The following is a 17,831-nucleotide window of genomic DNA, read 5'->3' on the forward strand; positions in this document are numbered from 1 at the left end:
GAGGAAAGTTTTGTCGCTTCGATTCTAAAAGCCCGGTTCTACCAAAAGGATGAGCTATTTCTGTTCCCAAATAGACAAACGCAATCGCCATTGGCCATCCTCATATTTCCAGAGGTGAGGCGACCGGAACTGATTCGTCAACGCTTCAAAATAAGCGCGATCCACCAAAGGCGATTCAAACATTTTAGAGGGAATTGGAAAATCTTTTTCAGGCAAACTCAGATACTCAAAAATCTCTTCGGCGAATCTTTCCGGGTACTCACCATCGTAACGACGAATCAAAGCAATGGCCTCGTCCCTTTCGATATCGCCCATACGAACTTCCTGACTGGCGTCATAGGTGGCGCGACCAATACCAAACTTGACATGCAGGGTATAGAAATTGAAATCGTCAATCTTATCGTCGATTCCCGCGTACTTGCTATAGGTCCCCGGAGTGCGCTCGGGAGCGGCCTTGAAACCGCTGTTCTCCACCGCAAAATAATAATTCGACTGGGGGTGCCACTTCAAATAATAGCCCAAATGATGCACTTCGATTTTTTTCTCCAGCAACTCGTCCAGATTCGGCGGCATGTAAGGGGCAATATCTCCCGATGTCATACCAAAATCCTTTTTCAAATCGCTGATCGATACGCCTCCTAAATACACTTGAGACGGATCTTCTGTGGAAAGGTACTTCCAGCTTTTCAATGCCGTGCTGTTTTCATCCAATGAATTTCCGTACTCCGCCGCATTCTCTCCATAGAACAACAACTGGATATTGAATTTCATCGCCATTTTGACAGGGAAGTAGAACTGCCCCAGAATGAATGGCTGAAATGGATGAAACAAATTTTCCGTCGCCAGGCGGGTGAGCAAACGATGCACCTTTCCATTCGGATTGAACAAATAATTGTCAAAACCGGAATGAATCCACGCGCGCAGATTGTCCCAGCCCCAATCGGTATAAATGTGGGGCGCCCAGGTCACCGTCAACGGATGCATCCCGAACTTGTATTTCAATTCATAGGCTGTGTAAAAACTATCCTTACCTCCCGACCCGGGAACCAAACAATCGTAACTTCCATCTTTGCTTCGGTAACGATCGCACACTTCCCACAACATTTTTTCGCGCTCATCCCAATTGATGGACTGGTGTTTACTCGCATTGTGAACGCAGGCGATACAAACGCCTTCCTCATTGAAAGGAAGCGTCTCTTTTTTTATATCGCGGGTGTGTTTGTATTCCTGCGCCGAATTCGGTTTCTGATTGATGTAGCCGCATTTCTTGCAATACTTGATTTCCTGCGGCAATCCCCACATCGTACGGGGATTGCTATTGTCCGGTGCAAATTCAGAAAAATCGACCGGTTGCGGCTTTTTAATGATCTCCATCAAAGAATCCTCATTTTCAAATTAGAAATAATTACCATGCGCTCAGTCCGCCATCAATCATAATATTCTCCCCGGTAATATAACTCGAAGCGTCTGAAGCAAGAAATATCAAGGCCCCCACCATCTCGTTGGATCTTGCCATGCGGCCCATCGGTATCCGGGCGCCGTAACGGGATTTGAAGGTTTCATTCTGACCACTCTCCACTCCGCCCGGACTGATCGAGTTGACGCGAATCCCTTTATCGCCCCAATAAGCCGCCAAATATTGCGTCAGGCCCAGAACGGCCGCTTTCGAAACGCTGTAACAAGCGGGTGAACTGATTTGCCGCCCCATGTACTCGGAACCTTCGTAGATTCGTTGATCCGGCCCCATCACTCCGTAAATTGAGCTGGTCTGTATCACGCTTCCGCCGTTTTCATTCTTCAACATTTCCTTGCCCACAGCCTGGGCAACCAGAAACATCGCGTCAATATTGACCGCCATCACCTGACGCCATATCTTGTAGTCGTATTCCTCAAAGGGAGCGTAAAAACCGTCCAGATCATCCGATTTCCAGGCCGCGTTGTTATGCAGTATATCAATAGAACCAAACTCGCCAATCACCCCATCGACCATGGATCGAATGGAATCGGGATCCGTTAAATCGGCAACGACCGGAAGGCACTTGCAGGAATAATCCTTGCGCAAAATTTCCGCCGTCGCTTCAACGCCTTCGGCATTGACGTCCACAATCGCCACCTGCGCTCCAAACTCCGCCAATCCCCGGCAAAATTCTTTCCCCAGGATTCCCGCTCCGCCCGTCACCACCGCAGTCTTTCCCGTTAAATCAAAAGCCGCCTTCATTTTTCCAGCGCTCATATTTTAATTTCCTCCAACAAGACGGTTCGCTTTTCCTCCTGCGCTCGAATGCCCGCAATCAACAACCTCATGGAATCATTTGTGTCCTGCATCGGCACCGTATTCGTTCCCGTTCTGATTTGCTGAACAAAACCCTCCAGCAATCGTTTGAATGCAGAAAAATTATCATGCAAGTCAAAAGAACCGTTTTTCGTCGCTCCAAAAATATCAAACCTAAATGTTTTGCAGGTTTCGCCCAAATTATCGACCTGGAATATAGACCCGTTATCCAATTGAATCAGCCGAGACTCAAAGCCCTGCACCGGCGCCATGGAAACATTGATCGGTCGCAAGGATGTTAAACCAAGCAACGCGTCTATCATGTGAACGCCGTATTTCCTCCAGTCGTTCAAAACCGTCGCCCGTATCAACTTGACCTTTCCAAAACTCGCCCAATCATTTCTGATTTCGTCCAGCTCCCTGGCGAAACGCATCCCGGAACAAGACATCAACTGAGCATTTTCAAGATAAGGAGAAAAGTAAATCATATCGTCGACATTCAAAGACAAGGGCTTGTCAACAAATACAAACTTCCCTCTCTTCAGGAACGGTTCAGCCAATTCGCGATGCAACATATAATCATCGCGAGCGATCAGCGCGCCGTCCACAGCGTCGACCATCTCATCCAGATTCCTGCACACAGTTGCCACGTTCGACGCCCTTGAAAGCCGCGCGCTTTCATCATAATCCTGAGTCCACACATGGGACACTCGAACGCCTTCAATGCCAAACTCTTCAGACTTGCGGCGTCGCAAGTAATCATGAATACCGCCCCATCCCGCCGCATCCATCGCCGCGCCATTATAACCGTTGATGATGGCAGAAAAAGAATACGGATGCCCGTTGCCGGGGCTCATCCCCAAGACTCCCAGATTAATCATCCTTAATATCCTGAATTTTCCTCAGCTTCTCATTGCCGACGCCGCCTAACCAATCCACCCCTTCCAGGTCAGGAAACAAGGGGACCTCGTAACCCAACCAGAAAAATTGTCCCGTCGGCCCGTCCTCTGGTAGCGAGAGCAAGTAATCCACCGTGGGAAAACAGATAGAGGGTTGTAGCGTCGCGTTGGGAGCCATTTCCGATTGAACAGGCCCCGGACTCATCAAATTGACTTTGATATTGGACGAGACCAGCTCCTTGCCCAGCGTGATTGTAAGCGAATTCAAGATACTCTTCGAGGCGCTATAAGCCCCATACTCAGGCGAACAGTTCAAGGGCGCGCCGGAGGTAATATTAATAATCCTGCCAAAATTTTGTTTTTTCATCGCAGGCAAAAGCGTTTTCAACACCATCATCGGGGCGAGACCATTCACATGAATGGATTGGAGCATCTGCTCCATTTTCAGCGCTTCAATCGAGCCGGGTTGCATCACGCCAGCATTATTGATCACGTAAAATATATCGCCTTCCACGCGAATGATTTCTTCCAGCGCTCCTCCGATTCGGTTCACATCGTTCAAGTCCAGAAAATACGGTCTAACATTTGGAAAATCTTTGAACTCGCTACGCAGTTTATCGATTCTCCTGGCAACGGCGATCACTTTGTACTGAGCGCTTAGACGTTTTGCCAAAAACAATCCAACCCCGCTACTAGCTCCAGTTATGAGAATGTTATTCGACTTCATTGATCCAGGGAATCTTTCGCGATTGAGTTCATCTTTAGAACCGCTTCAGCTATGAGAAAATCAATCTCATTATCGAGGTCGATAGAACGCTTGATCGGCATCTCAACCGCCCCGCTTTTTCCAAACAACAAGCTCACGCCATCCACAGGCAGGACGTCTATCGAAAACGCATACACGCCGCCATTGAGTTGCCATGCCGAAGGAAGTTCCTGGCGAGGCAACCAGGGCACGGCGCCTTCGATAAAAGGCTCTGCCGTCCCATCCTTGATCGCCCAGGCCCTGTGTGGATTCAAAGAAGCCTCCACAAACGTGGCGACAGAATCATATTTGCCCGACTCCAACGCGTCGAGACAAGCGCGAATATCGCGTGGACGACGAAATGGGGATGTCGCTTCCAACAACACCATGTACTTTGCAGTCTCCCCCTCCTCGCGCAGTTGTCTGCACAAATCCCGCAGGCTGTCGATGATCAAGGCGGAATCCGAAGCCAGATGGTCGGGCCTTTTAAAAATTTCGGCGCCATATTCGTGCCCGACTTCCGCGATCGCGTCGCCGTCGGTGGATACAATTGTGCGATCCACCTCCTCGCAACGCAGGCTCGTCTCGATGGACCATGCAATGAGCGGTTTGCCGGCCAGTGATTTTATATTTTTTCCGGGAACCGTTTTGCTTCCCATACGTGCGGGAATCACGGCGACCACCCTGCTTCCATTAATCATCTAGATTCCTTATCCTCAGCCCGAGAACGAAGCTAAAAAAACTCTGCAAATTTGCCCCTTCTCCAATGTATTCTTCAGAGCGTCTGTGGCAAAGCCGCTAAACGTCTCCATTTTTAATTTCCGCCGAATTATCTCTCTTGTACAAAAACTCAACAAATTCAAAATCAAGCGCGGAGTCGATATCCATTGACCGTTCCTCCGGCATCACATACAAACGTGTATCCCGGTTAAAAATGGAATCATTTTTCAGCAGCGCTTCCCTTTGCCAAACATAAATAGAAGCATTCATATCGTAGCATTTTGGAGAATCCTGCCGACGTGTCACGGAGTTTTTGAGAGGCTTGGAAAGCCTCACAAAACCATCCTCTCCCAGCTCAACCAGATTAAAATAAGGGGAGCGACGCGCAGGGCATCCCGATATGACGTTGGAAACATTTTCCTCTTCCAGAATTTGAACCATATTCTCGATGTCCAGCGGAACCCGCAAAGGCGAGGTTGCATCGAGGTCGACCACCACATCAAACCGAGCATTCGCAAGTTTTTCCGATGCCAGCAATGCATGCTGAATTGCCGGTAATTTCGGCGCGTTATCTGTCGCCAGATTTTCAGGCCGAATAATAGCATAATCTGCGCCATACACCGTCGCCGCCCTGAGAATCGCCTCCGAATCGCTACTGACGACGATACAATCAAACAATTTCGATTGTTGCGCCTGCTTGATGCTGTGGGCAAAAAGTGGAAGTCCGCCCAGTTCGCGCATATTTTTGTTTTTGAGTCCTTTCGAGCCTCCGCGAACGCAAATCGAGCACAAGCGTTTCATTTAATGATCCAGGTTTGCTTTTGCGCCGATAGCTCAATGGCGTCAATCATCTTAATGATCTCCATCCCTTCTTCGAGCGAACATAATTTATCTTCATCCCGATCCAGAACCGCCTGATGCAACTTCCGAAAGGTGCTGTTTCTCGGCACGTCGTACTGAAACTCATCACTGTTGATCTGGCCCGTTCCCTTCACCAAATCTATTTTGACCGTCGCCTGATCCAGATTGATCAACAATTCTCTTCTCGAAGCCCGATCCAGGTAGTTCAAATGGATCTGCACCATCGGACATCTCTCCGTCGCCATCAATATTGAAAATGCATCATCGCTTTCGATTTCGATGGAACTGTAACGCCCACCCAATGCGGTCAAGGATTTCCAGCCTCCAAATAGCCAATTCACATAATCCAGTTCATGACTCAAATCCCTCAGAACGCCGCCGCCGTTCTCTCGCCGCGACGAATAGGTCTGGCGATAATCCCTTTCCGGTCTCCACAATGGCAAGTATTGTCCAGCATAAATCTGAGCGGATACCAACTGCTGACCCGCCAATATCTCCTTCAGTCGTAGAATCAAGGGATGAAAACGTAAATTATAACCCACGTGAACAGCCGAGAACTCATTGACCGGCGCCGCGTTCACTTCATGAAATAACGGTTTTTCTATAAGAACCGTGCCGCGAAACCCAAGCGTGGCCAGCTCCTGTAAGGATGAATGATGTTCGTGAGTCTTGTTAGCAATCACCACATAATCAGGCGAAGTCGCATCAAGAGCTTCCCGTGTATTGGGATAACAGCCCAAGAACGTTTCCTTTCGCGAAGAAACGATTGACACTTCAAGCCCCATGTCTCTCAATATATCCGCGTGACGCGAACCAATGGACCCGTACCCAATGATGAGCGCTTTCATTCGCTCACCTTGCATAGTGAATCAGCCCTAACGCACTTTGATTTCATTTGAAAAGCAATCTCAACATTTAAAAATAAAAATACTGAAAAACAGCGGGATGGCCTGTTTCACGAATCGATTTCCTTGGCAGGGTTTCCATATACAAGAGCGGACTCCGGGACGTTTCTAACGACCACCGAACCTGCCCCGATCAAAGCGCGACTTCCGATACGAATGGACTGAATCACGCTGGCGGCGACGCCGACATGACTTTCCTCGCCAATCGTCACGCGGCCCGACAATGTAACTCCTGGCGCCAAATGCGTATGTGCGCCAATCTCGCAATCGTGGTCCACAAGCGCTCCTGTATTGATAATCGCATTATCTGAAATTACGCTTCCGGTCTGAATCACCGCACCCGCCATCACCTGAACACCTTCGCCCAGCCTGACGTCTTCTGCGATCATCGCCGAAGGATGTACCACGTCTTGAAACGTGAAGCCCCTGGCCTTGAACTTTTCAAATAAACGGCGCCGCAAAGCCGGACGCGCGATCGAACCCAGACCATTGACCAACACAATATCATCAGGAGAAATAGAATCCAGAATCGAATCGTCTCCAAGCAGAGGAACGCCCGGCAATCCCTTGACGGGAACCGCATCCGTCACTCCCTTGATCGAAAGCCCCATGACCTTCAATGCATCGGCAAGAACACGCGCATGCCCTCCGGCGCCAAGTATGATGACGGGTAACGATCTCATAACTCTATCAACTCACCCGCTTCGTAGACTCGGTTGGATTTTCTCCCCAGGACGTCCCAATAGCGCATCGGAGAAACGCCCCCGCCGGGACGCTTGATCGCAATATTCGTTTCATCAAACGCATCACCACAATCAATGCGGCGGGATGCAATCAAACTCCTGCGAACGATTTTTCTGTTTTCCCTTTCAGCAAAAACAGGTAGCTTGCGTCCTTCGCCAAGCGCCGCTTCGACGTCTCGGATAGAACTCGCCATCGACTTAAATGTTTCCGGCTCCAATGAAGCGCGATGATCCGGGCCGGGCAAAGAGCAATCCAGCGTGAAATGTTTCTCTATCAAGGTTGCGCCCAAAGCGACTGCCGCCGTCGCAACGGCTATTCCTGCCGTGTGATCCGAATAACCCACATCCAGACCAAAAGCCTGCTTCATCGTTTGCATCGCGCGCAAATTCACGCTCTCTACCGGAGCCGGATATTCGGTCGTGCAATGTAGCAAGGTGACTTTCTCCCTCAATAATCTCTGACCCTCATCCGCCCAGATCGCGCCCTCAAAAGCCTCCCGAGAGGGAGTTTCAGCGGTATTGAGGTATCCGAAGGCAAGCGTCCCCAACGCCATTTCGATCTCTCCCAAGGTCGCCATGCCCGTCGACAGAATCGCCGCTTTCCCAGTGCGCGCCGCCCCCAACAATAACGGCGCATTGGTGATCTCCCCTGAGGGAAGTTTGATGCGCGGCGTCTTCAAGTCCTCCGCCAAAAACCGCAAACTCTCTAAATCGAAAGGGGTCGATAAAAATTGAATGTTTTGTTTCTGACAGCGCTTCGCCAGTTCGCGGTGCATCTCCGGGCTCAGCTCCAATCGCTGAAGCATTTCCAGCTGAGTCTCCTCACTGCCAGTTTCCTTAATTTGATAGGACGCCTTCGGAGAATGCCGACTGACTATCTCATGAGCGCGAAAAGTTTGAAACTTGACCGCGTCAGCGCCTGCTTTCGCCGCGGCATCCACCAGCGCAAAGGCAAGATCTCTCTCGCCGTTGTGATTGACGCCCGCTTCCGCAATGATATAGGTGGATTTCATGGATCCCATCCAGATGCGCCCCCTATCGGGACGGCAAATCATAAAACGTTTTTTTAATATTCTGCAAGTCAAACGACTTCAGAACAGCCAGGATTTTCTCTGAAGCGCCGCCCTGATAGTAAGGCGATTTAACGCCCTTTAATTTCATCTGAAAATCAACCGACAAGACCTGACGGATCGCAGCTTCAATAGACGCCTTCGTTTCGTCGCAATCGACAACCGACCCGGCGCGCAAACGACCTTTCTGACGGTCGCCTATATTCACCGTCGGCTTTTCAAACACCGGAGCTTCGATCAACCCGCTGGATGAATTGCCAATCACCGCGTCCACCTCGTTCATCACCCCGAAATAATAATACGAGCCGAGAGAAACATGCGCGACGGCGCGCTCCTGACGCGCCTCAACAAAAGCATCAATCAATTCTATAATTTTTCGTCCGCCTTCGTCGCAATTGGGTTTGGTGAAAATAATCCGGGCGTCAGGAAAGACGTCCAGAGCTTCAAACAGCGCCTGGATCGCTTTCTCCGGCCCCTCCCGGTTCAAGGTCTCAGGATGATAGGTAACGAGAAAATTCCGTTCGCCCAGGGACAAACCTAATCTAGCTTCCAGATCCGCCCGAGTCGGCCGCTCCATCGTCTTCAACAAATCGAGGCCCGGGGCGCCGAAATTAAAAATGCGCGACGGGCCTTCCCCCATCTGCCTCACCCTGCATTGATACGCTTCTGCCGCGACAAAATGAACATGGGACATTTTGGTGATCGCATGACGAAACGCTTCGTCCATAGCGCCTTCCGTCGTTTCCCCGCCATGCAAATGCGCAATGGGAATACGCGCCGCCGTCGCCGCCATCGCCGCCGCCAACATCTCAAAGCGATCGCCCAACAGGATCGTCACATCAGGTTGCAATCGGTCAAAAACTTCAGCGAAACCAATAACGCCCAACCCAATTGATTTACCAATACCCACCGCAGTGTCGCTCGACAACAGCATTTCCACGCGGGCGCTGACCTCGAAACCGTCTTCGATGATCCCATCAACGGTCATGCCAAATTCAGGCGACAAATGCATACCCGTCGCCACAACCTGCAAGCGCAATTCAGGATCGTTCTGAATGGCTCGCATCAGGCAGGACAAGTGACCATAATCGGCGCGCGTTCCGGTAACCACGCATAAGCTTCGTTCAGACATCGCTTTAGAAGGTTGCGTTAAAAAGTATAAAACTTGAACGCCGAAAGAGCCTATCGACGTTTATACGTTGGAAGCGCAGGCTTCCCGCCCCAATCCGGCGCTGCTTGGAATGTTCACAATCCTCAACTCAAGATTCTCAGCTTGATCCAGATTCATGCGCGGACAGTTTTGAAACATGGGTAGGCGACACAGGAGCGTCCAGGCAGGTCGCGTTAAAATCCCCTCATCCCGCGTCGCTTCGATCAACGCGTTCAATTGATTCATGTCAGCCTCGGCCAGCAAAAGAACATTCAACCAGTAATTGCTTTTCGCAAACTCCGGTTCCTCAAAAAATCGCACCGCTGATACGTTTGCAAAACACTCTTGATACGCCATCGCAAGCGAGCGTTTCCATTTTAAAAATTCCGGTAATTGCTCCAGTTGAGCGCAACCGAGGGCGGCGTTGATATTGGGCAAGCGATAATTATATCCTACCTGATCGTGATAAAAGTTCCACCCATGCGGTCGCCGAGCCGTCGTTGTGATGTGTCGCGCTTTTTTCGCAAGCTCCGCATCGCGAATCAGAACCGCGCCGCCCCCGCCTGTCGTTACAATTTTATTGCCGTTAAAACTGACCGACGCGCTCTGCCCCCAATGACCCGTGTGTTTGCCCTTATAATATGAGCCAAGAGACTCCGCCGCGTCTTCAATCAAAATCAGATGAAACCGGTCGCACACCTCTTTCAACAGGTCCATATCCACAGGGTGACCGAAGGTATGCACCGCTACGACGGCTCGAATCAAGCGTCCCGTTTGCTTGTTAAAACAATGCCCGCTGCGCACTTCAGCAATCTCACTGAGATATGTCTCCAGCCGCGCAGGGTCAACGCCGAGCGTTTTTTCTTCACTATCAATGAAATGTGGAACCGCACCGCAATACGCGATCGCGTTCGCCGGCGCTACAAACGACAAGGCAGGGAGCATCACTTCATCCTCACGCTCAACGCCTGCAAGGATAAGACTCACATGCAAGGCGGCTGTACCGTTGACCACGGCGATGGCGTGCTCCACTCCAGTGATGTTTTTTAACTCGTCTTCAAACCGGTCTACAAATTTACCGACGGTGGACACCCAGCCCGTGTCCAGACATTCTTTCACGTACTCCCACTCCTTGCCCTGAAAACAAGGTTCATGAAGGCCCACCGGCTTGGCGGCCAAACTCGCCAGACTTTGATTTAACGCATTGACTACAGATTGAGGATCCATGATGAAATCAGATATTATAGATATCCGCCTTATACCCTTTCAAGTTTTCCGCTTGCCTGAACCATTCGACTGTTTCGCCCAACCCCCGCAAGAATCCGTCGCGACCGCCATACTCCGGCTTCCAGCCCAGCAAGGTTTCGGCTTTGGCGTTGCTGGCCCACAAACGCTCCACTTCGCTGTTCTTCGGTCGAAGGCGTTGCGGGTCCTGCATGATTTCCACATCGGAGGACATCGCTTCGGCGATCAACTGAGCCGTATCGCCGATAGACACTTCAAAATTACTGCCCAGATTGACGACTTCGCCATCAACCCCGTCCGCCTCCAAAGCACACTGAAACCCCCGGGCAATGTCCTGAACGTAATTGAAATCTCTTGTCGGCTCCAAAGCCCCCAACTGCAATTTCTTGGCGCCGTTGGCAATCTGGGTGATGATAGTTGGAATCACTGCCCGCGCCGACTGACGCGGCCCATAAGTATTGAACGGTCTCACAATACAAACCGGCGTTCCAAACGCCTGATAATAAGATAAAGCGATTTGATCCGCTCCGATTTTTGAGGCCGAATATGGCGATTGACCCTGCAAGGGATGATCCTCTGTGATCGGCACAAAACGCGCCGTTCCATACACTTCGCTGGTCGAAGTTTGTACGACACGCTCCACTTCCAGTTCCCGCGCCGCTTGCGCGACATGCAAGGCGCCCTTGATATTCACGTCCACGAAAGTATCGGGCGAATGGTAAGAATAAGGAATCGATATCAACGCCGCCAGATTGCAGACCGCATCCATTCCTTTCATGGCATCCTTCACCCCGAAAGGATCGCGAATGTCTCCCGCAACCACGTCCAGTTCTCCACGAATCGCTTCTGGGGCCTGATCCAGCCATCCCCATGAATTGAATGAATTGTATAAAACAAAAGCTCGGACAGAATACCCTTCGCTCACAAGACGTTCGACCAGATGAGAGCCAATGAAACCATCCGCCCCGGTCACAAGGATTTTTTTTAACTGTCGCGCCATCGGGGTTCGCCTTCCAGGCTATACAAAAAGAATGAAATTCAGTCTCTTAAAAAAACGGTATCTACTGAATGGGAGGAAAAACGGGGGTTTCATCAGGAACATTTTTTCCACAAAGGAAACACAGGTCAGGCCCGCCACAACCCGTTTTACGCCTTGAAAATTAGCATTAAACCCCCTTGGAGTCAATAATTACCAAGACTAACGCCAACTGCGGCGCCCGCTTGCATGCAACAATGGTTTCGCCATATTTACTATTGAACTAGCAGTGAGGATACGGGTACAATCGCAATCGAAACGGAGCAATTCATAATATGACCATTGATAATTTTATTCCCCTTGTGGAAGAACTACTGGAGCTGGATAAAGGAGCTCTCAAGGGCAATGAACCGCTCGACTCGCTTGAAGACTGGGATTCTCTTGCTATCATCGGTTTTCTTGCAATGACGGATCGTCATTTTGGAGTCGCCGTAGAGCCGGAAAGTGTCATGTCCTGCAAAACCTTGGATCAACTCAAATCTCTGGTTGAAAAGTCTCTTTAGCTCCCTGAAGGTCCTTGCCAACCTTCTCCTTTTCCGCGTTGCTCAACAATGAATCCCTTGGACTTAACAGACAAACTCGTTCTGGTCACCGGCGCCTCGTCAGGACTGGGACGTGAAATAGGGCAACACCTGAGCCGCCTGGGCGCGCGCACCCTTCTGCTTGCAAGAAACGAGGCGGGACTGAAGGACACATTAGCCCCTCTCGACGCCTCCAAAAATTTTGCAGTTCCATTTGACCTGAACCAGACAAGCGCGATTCAACCTCTTTTGAAAGAATTGGCCAAACAACACGGCCCTTTATACGGGATCGTTCACTCCGCAGGCATGCAAACCGTATCCCCCCTGCAATACGCCCCTTTAGATGAAATCCAAAGCATGATTCAGGTGCACCTGACTGCGGCTCTGGCTCTGTGCAAAGCGTTCGCCAGTCGCAAAGTGCGGGCAAATTCGGGAAGCGTCATTTTCATTTCCTCATCAGCCGGAATCGTCGGCGGCTCAGGTCTGTCGGTCTATTCTGGCGTCAAGGGCGCCCTGATAAGTCTCGCTAGATCGTTAGCCATCGAATGGGCGGGAGACAATATTCGCGTAAACGCAATCGCTCCCGGCTACATTCCAACACAGGCGGCGCAAGATGCCAGAAAAACGCTCTCTACCGAACAACTCGACGCCCTCATAGCAGAACACCCGCTAGGAGCTGGCGCACCGCGAGATGTCGCTAATGCCGCCGCCTTCCTGATGGCAGAAACCGGGCGATGGATCACAGGAACCACGCTGGTTATAGACGGCGGTTATTCCGCGCATTGACGCCATGAACTATAAAAAATTTCATATCGTCGCCCGCCAATTTCAACGAAAGACGACAAGCTGATGCGCGCCGCCATCACTGCAATCTCCTACCACTTACCTGAAGATATTCTGACCGGAGAAGATTTGGCCGCAGAATTCCCCGACTGGAATCTGGCCAAAATTGAAAAGAAAACTGGTATTAAAGCCCGGCATATCGCTCGCAAGGGTGAGTTATCTTCAGATCTAGCTTTTGAAGCGGCGGAGAAATTATTCGCCTCGGGCGACTGCGATCGCAACGATATTGACTTTCTCATATTCTGCACACAGAGTCCCGACTACGTACTCCCTGCAACCGCTTGTGTCCTGCAGGACCGTCTGAAGCTACCCATAACAGCAGGCGCTCTCGATATCAACCAGGGTTGCACCGGCTTTATTTATGGACTTTCGCTTGCAAAGGGATTAATCGAATCACAACAAGCCCAACGCGTCCTCCTCTTGACAGCCGAAACCTACAGCAAATATATGCGCAAGGAAGATCGAAGCGTCCGCTCGATTTTTGGCGACGGGGCGGCCGCAACAATAATAGAAGGAAAAGAAAATTTATCTGAAGATTCTATCGGACCCTTTGTTTTTGGAACCGACGGAAAAGGCGCGAAAAATCTGAAAGTCTGTGGAAGCGGCTTGCGGTCGCAAGAATGCGCCGTTGACGACGACGGAGCGAAAGGGCTTTTTATGAACGGACCCGAGGTCTTCAATTTCACGCTCCGGGCTGTGCCGCAATGCATCGATGATTTGTTGAATCGCGCTTCTATATCCCAAGACGACGTCGATTTGTTCATTTTCCACCAGGCCAACCGGCATATGCTTCAACATTTGCGTGATAAAATAAATATCCCGGAAGAAAAGTTTGTTATCTCTCTCGAGCAATCTGGCAACACCGTTTCGTCAACCATCCCCATTGCCTTGAAAGAATCGCAAGACCAGAATCGCATCAAAACCGGAAGCCGCATCGTTCTCGTTGGCTTCGGCGTAGGCTACTCTTGGGGGTCTACTTTGATTCGCTGGAATTCTACATGATTCAGTCTTGAAGCAGGCGACGCAACTCCCAGCTTTCTCAAAAAAATCACATGATCACAATCGAAAACGCCACTGAAAAGGATTTCGAATCAATCTACCCTTTGTTTGCCGATTTCAACAATCCGCATCTAACCAAAGATGACTGGCGCCGCTTGTTTCAACATGGGCACGATACAGAAGAAGGATATAACGGACTGATGATGAAATCCGGGGGTTCAGTCGTCGGCTTCATTGGCTTGATCTTCAGCAAACGGCAAATAAACGAAGTTTCCAGGCGCTTCTTGAATCTTTCAGGATGGATCGTAAAAAAACCTTACCGCAACCAAAGCCTGTCCCTGCTATTACCAGCCCTCAAACTTAAAGGCTACACGATCACCGACTACTCTCCATCCCCTGACGCTTTTACCATATTGTCGAAATTTGGGTTTCAGCCGCTGGAAACACATGTCCAGATTGTTCATCCGCTAGCCAACCTGTTCGACGCAGAACTGTTCCGATGCAAAATCACCCAGAAGCTTGAAACCATCAAGCGAGAATTTTCCTCGGAAAAAACCCCCGAACAACCGGACTGGAGCAAAGACCACCTGAAAGCCCCCTGTAAACAGCTGATGCTACTATCATCACTTGGAAACTGCGCCATCGTCTACACCCGGACTCGAAGAAAAAACCTTCCCGTCATCGTTCCGCACCATATCAGCAACCCTGAAATTTTCTGCCGATTTGCCGGATATATTGCCGGGCGCCTGGCATTGAAACATGGAACCCTGGCTATATTGGCCGACCGACGCTTACTTCAAGGTCGTCGCATAAAAAGTTCGATTTCCTACAGGTTGCCGGAGCCTCGTCTCTACCGCTCGGATGAGCTGACGGCCAGGGACATTGACGGATTATACTCCGAGCTAACCATTCTCAACCTATGATAGACTCGGGCCGATGACATCCCTTAATGTGAAAAAGGCAACCGTGATCAATCGCAAACGGATAAAGCGTTGGGTAACAGACTTGGCATTCCCCGCATTGAGACTATGCCGGGCCGACCGGTTGACGGCTCCATTTTATTCTGGAATCGGGAGCATTTTGATGTTCCACCGGGTTTGTCCTGAATCCGATAGATCCCGAATCCGTGGAAATTCCGGTTTGGAAACAAGTCCCGAATATCTGGACCGTCTTATCCAGTTCCTGAAGAGAGACGGTTTTCAGTTTGTATCGTTGCATCAAGTATGCGATTATCTCAAAAATGCAGAGCGACCCGACAAGTTCATCGCAGTGACGTTCGACGATGGATACGCCGACAATTTTCTCCATGCGTGGCCCATCCTCCAGCGACACGAAGTTCCCTTTACGATTTACGTTACCACCCAGTTTCCAGACGGCGACGCCATCCTCTGGTGGTACCTGCTTGAAGATGTCATACATAAAGAGAAGCGAGTTGATTGGGATTTTCAAGGAGCATCGTTTCGCCTCGACTGTAGTGATCGCTGGTCAAAAGAAGAAGCGTTTCACCAATTGCGAAATTTTTTTTCACTTTTGGACGGCGAACAGCTCGAAAAGGCATTGCATGATTTTTTTGGAAAACGCAGGATTGATCTACATGAGAAAACAAAGGAACTCGCTTTGAGCTGGAATCAAATTACCGAAATGAACCGTGACCCATTGGTCGATATCGGAGCGCACACCGTGAGTCACCCTGCTCTCAGCCAACTCAACGAGCGCAACGCAATTTCGGAGATAATGCAATCGAAAGAACGCATCGAGTCGCATACGGGAGAGATCGTCAGACACTTTTCCTATCCGTTTGGAACTGTTCGTGAAGCCGGCCCCCGGGAATTCAAACTGGCTGCAGATTGCGGTTTCGACTCTTCAACCACAACGCGCTTTGGAAACATTTTCCCTGAACACCGCGACCACATTCAGAATCTGCCGCGAATTCCGATCAATCCGAAGCGCGATGGAGAAAACCCTGAATCCCTCCGCTTATGGGTTCATGGGACGCTCCCTTGTTTAATCAACCAATTTCGCCGACTGCCTGCAGAATAAAATCGAGCTATCATAATGAGAATATTAATCACAGGCGGTTTGGGATACATTGGCGGACGCGTCGCCAACTACCTGATCGAAAATGAAACCGACGTTGAAATCGTTCTGGGAACCAGCCGCAAGGCCGCTTTCATGCCGGAATGGTCGAATGCCTGCGAAGTCGTTCGCTTCGCATTGGACGATCCCGAAACAATCTCCACCGCTCTTCAGGGCGTGGACTCCGTGATTCATCTCGCCTCGCCCAATATAACCGACGCCGTAAACACACCCGAGCAAGCCTGGAAAATAAAAACTCTGGGGACCTACGAATTGTTGAAGCAGTGCAAGGAAAAACGCGTGCGGCGTTTTATCAACTTCTCAACCTTTCATGTTTACGGCCCTCAGACCAGCGTACCGATCACGGAAAATTCTCCAACGCGCGCCGCGCACCCTTATGCCGCAACTCACCGCGCCGCGGAAGACATCGTCCAATACTTCCGAACCTATCATCAAATGCAAACGGTCACATTTCGACTTTCCAACGGCTTCGGTCGACCGATGGACTCCGCGATCAGCCGATGGTCTCTGCTGTTCAACGATCTCTGCCGACAGGCCACGCAAAACGGCAAACTGGTTTTAAAATCCTCCGGACGCCAGCAACGCGATTTTGTCGCCCTGTCCGACGTGGCCCGGGCCGTGCACCATTTCCTGTTTAATATCCCTGACAATTGGGGCGATGGCCTGTATAATCTGGGCGGCGAATGCTCCCTTTCCGTTCTGGAGGCGGCAAAACGTGTCGCCCGCATCTACGAAAGCAAATTTGGAACAACCCTCGGCGACATTAAAACGAAACCCTCCTCAAACTCTGAGGATGAACCGCCCGTTGAATTTTCTATCGACAAACTCAAGTCCATGCAATTCAGCCTCACAGGCAACATGGACGAAGAAATCGAAAACACCCTGAAGCTATGCAAAGATTCTATTTTCAAATGAACCCCGATCCAACGGGAGTCGCTCAATGAAAGTCGTTATTCTATGCGGCGGCATGGGAGCGCGCTTGCGAGAGGAAACTGAGTTCCGTCCCAAACCGATGGTGAAGATCGGCGACAATCCCATCCTCTGGCATATCATGAAACTGTATTCCCATTACGGCTTCAATGATTTCATCCTCTGCCTGGGCTACAAAGGGGAAGTCATTAAAGAATACTTTTATCATTACATGCTCCACAATAACGATGTGACCTTCAAGCTGGGGGCCGACCGCCAGATGACGGTGCACGAGAACCCGCACAATGAGAACTGGACCATCACCCTGGCAAACACAGGAGAAACGACTCTCAAGGGCGCGCGCATCAAGAAAATTGAAAAATTCATCGACGGCGATTCCTTCATGGTCACTTATGGCGACGGCATCTCCGACATCAATCTCAAACAACTTGCGGACTACCACCAATCGCATGGGAAAATAGCGACCGTGACCGGCGTCAGCCCGCGTTCGTCCTTTGGGCAAATCGTCCAGAACGAAGGCAAGGTCGTCAATTTTATTGAAAAGCCCAAGATCGACGCCAGCATGGTCAACGGCGGTTTTTTCGTATTCAACAGAAAAATATTCGATTATCTTTCTCTCGACGAAAACTGCGATTTCGAAGTCGGTCCGCTGGAAAAAATCACCCGCGAAGGCGAGTTGATGGCCTACCACCACCAGGGCGACTGGGCCTGCATGGACACCTATCGCGACGCGACGCACCTCAATCAACTGTGGAATTCCGGGCGCGCCTTCTGGAAGGTCTGGAAATAAAACAA

19 protein-coding genes are annotated in these 17,831 nt (G+C 50.3%); 7 read left to right on the forward strand and 12 right to left on the reverse strand.

What is annotated here, in order from left to right:
* Window positions 1-54: 54 nt before the first annotated feature.
* The 12 genes from G3M78_01090 to G3M78_01145 all read right to left on the reverse strand — a co-directional run bounded on the left by G3M78_01090 (window position 55) and on the right by G3M78_01145 (window position 11,610).
* A complete protein-coding gene (locus G3M78_01090) occupies window positions 55-1,374 on the reverse strand; it encodes an N-acetyl sugar amidotransferase (protein QPJ64072.1) in 1,320 nt (439 codons plus the stop codon).
* Between the two features lie 31 nt (window positions 1,375-1,405).
* Entirely contained in the window at window positions 1,406-2,233 is an 828-nt protein-coding gene (locus G3M78_01095; GenBank protein ID QPJ64073.1) for an SDR family oxidoreductase, read from the reverse strand.
* Window positions 2,230-3,153: a Gfo/Idh/MocA family oxidoreductase gene (locus G3M78_01100; GenBank protein ID QPJ64074.1), complete on the reverse strand. Its 924-nt coding sequence runs from the start codon at window positions 3,151-3,153 to the stop codon at window positions 2,230-2,232. Before G3M78_01100 ends, G3M78_01095 begins: the two co-directional genes overlap by 4 nt.
* Window positions 3,146-3,850 carry an SDR family NAD(P)-dependent oxidoreductase gene (locus G3M78_01105; GenBank protein ID QPJ64075.1) on the reverse strand — a complete coding sequence of 235 codons (705 nt, stop codon included), beginning with the start codon at window positions 3,848-3,850 and terminating at the stop codon, window positions 3,146-3,148. Before G3M78_01105 ends, G3M78_01100 begins: the two co-directional genes overlap by 8 nt.
* A 44-nt stretch (window positions 3,851-3,894) precedes the next feature.
* Window positions 3,895-4,617: an acylneuraminate cytidylyltransferase family protein gene (locus G3M78_01110; GenBank protein QPJ64076.1), complete on the reverse strand. Its 723-nt coding sequence runs from the start codon at window positions 4,615-4,617 to the stop codon at window positions 3,895-3,897.
* A gap of 97 nt (window positions 4,618-4,714) precedes the next feature.
* A complete protein-coding gene (locus G3M78_01115; GenBank protein ID QPJ64077.1) occupies window positions 4,715-5,437 on the reverse strand; it encodes an acylneuraminate cytidylyltransferase family protein in 723 nt (240 codons plus the stop codon).
* Window positions 5,434-6,345, reverse strand: a complete 912-nt coding sequence (locus tag G3M78_01120; protein QPJ64078.1) for a Gfo/Idh/MocA family oxidoreductase — start codon at window positions 6,343-6,345, stop codon at window positions 5,434-5,436. Before G3M78_01120 ends, G3M78_01115 begins: the two co-directional genes overlap by 4 nt.
* Before the next feature lie 107 nt (window positions 6,346-6,452).
* Window positions 6,453-7,085: an acetyltransferase gene (locus G3M78_01125; GenBank protein QPJ64079.1), complete on the reverse strand. Its 633-nt coding sequence runs from the start codon at window positions 7,083-7,085 to the stop codon at window positions 6,453-6,455.
* Window positions 7,082-8,158: an N-acetylneuraminate synthase gene (gene neuB, locus G3M78_01130; protein ID QPJ64080.1), complete on the reverse strand. Its 1,077-nt coding sequence runs from the start codon at window positions 8,156-8,158 to the stop codon at window positions 7,082-7,084. The genes G3M78_01125 and neuB overlap by 4 nt, the downstream gene beginning before the upstream one ends.
* 22 nt (window positions 8,159-8,180) lie before the next feature.
* Complete coding sequence (gene neuC, locus G3M78_01135) at window positions 8,181-9,347, reverse strand: UDP-N-acetylglucosamine 2-epimerase (hydrolyzing) (GenBank protein ID QPJ64081.1); 1,167 nt, start codon at window positions 9,345-9,347, stop codon at window positions 8,181-8,183.
* A 60-nt stretch (window positions 9,348-9,407) separates the two neighbouring features.
* Complete coding sequence (locus tag G3M78_01140) at window positions 9,408-10,592, reverse strand: LegC family aminotransferase (protein QPJ64082.1); 1,185 nt, start codon at window positions 10,590-10,592, stop codon at window positions 9,408-9,410.
* 7 nt (window positions 10,593-10,599) lie between these two features.
* Window positions 10,600-11,610 (reverse strand): SDR family NAD(P)-dependent oxidoreductase, encoded by a 1,011-nt coding sequence (locus G3M78_01145; GenBank protein ID QPJ64083.1) that lies wholly within the window; start codon window positions 11,608-11,610, stop codon window positions 10,600-10,602.
* A gap of 311 nt (window positions 11,611-11,921) precedes the next feature.
* Between G3M78_01145 and G3M78_01150 the strand changes: the two genes are divergently transcribed.
* The 7 genes from G3M78_01150 to rfbF all read left to right on the forward strand — a co-directional run bounded on the left by G3M78_01150 (window position 11,922) and on the right by rfbF (window position 17,826).
* Window positions 11,922-12,149, forward strand: a complete 228-nt coding sequence (locus tag G3M78_01150) for an acyl carrier protein (protein QPJ64084.1) — start codon at window positions 11,922-11,924, stop codon at window positions 12,147-12,149.
* Window positions 12,150-12,197: 48 nt separating this feature from the next.
* Complete coding sequence (locus G3M78_01155; GenBank protein ID QPJ64085.1) at window positions 12,198-12,953, forward strand: SDR family oxidoreductase; 756 nt, start codon at window positions 12,198-12,200, stop codon at window positions 12,951-12,953.
* Window positions 12,954-13,016: 63 nt separating this feature from the next.
* Window positions 13,017-14,012, forward strand: a complete 996-nt coding sequence (locus tag G3M78_01160; GenBank protein QPJ64086.1) for a ketoacyl-ACP synthase III — start codon at window positions 13,017-13,019, stop codon at window positions 14,010-14,012.
* Window positions 14,013-14,062: 50 nt separating this feature from the next.
* Complete coding sequence (locus G3M78_01165) at window positions 14,063-14,932, forward strand: hypothetical protein (protein QPJ64087.1); 870 nt, start codon at window positions 14,063-14,065, stop codon at window positions 14,930-14,932.
* 217 nt (window positions 14,933-15,149) lie between these two features.
* Window positions 15,150-16,049, forward strand: coding sequence for a polysaccharide deacetylase family protein (locus G3M78_01170; protein QPJ64088.1), 900 nt, complete (start codon window positions 15,150-15,152; stop codon window positions 16,047-16,049).
* 15 nt (window positions 16,050-16,064) lie between these two features.
* Window positions 16,065-17,021, forward strand: a complete 957-nt coding sequence (locus tag G3M78_01175) for an SDR family oxidoreductase (protein ID QPJ64089.1) — start codon at window positions 16,065-16,067, stop codon at window positions 17,019-17,021.
* A 25-nt stretch (window positions 17,022-17,046) separates the two neighbouring features.
* On the forward strand, window positions 17,047-17,826 hold the full coding sequence (rfbF, locus tag G3M78_01180) for a glucose-1-phosphate cytidylyltransferase (GenBank protein QPJ64090.1): 780 nt from the start codon (window positions 17,047-17,049) through the stop codon (window positions 17,824-17,826).
* Window positions 17,827-17,831: the final 5 nt, after the last annotated feature.

This window comes from Candidatus Nitrohelix vancouverensis, from assembly GCA_015698305.1.
GTDB lineage: Bacteria > Nitrospinota > Nitrospinia > Nitrospinales > VA-1 > Nitrohelix > Nitrohelix vancouverensis.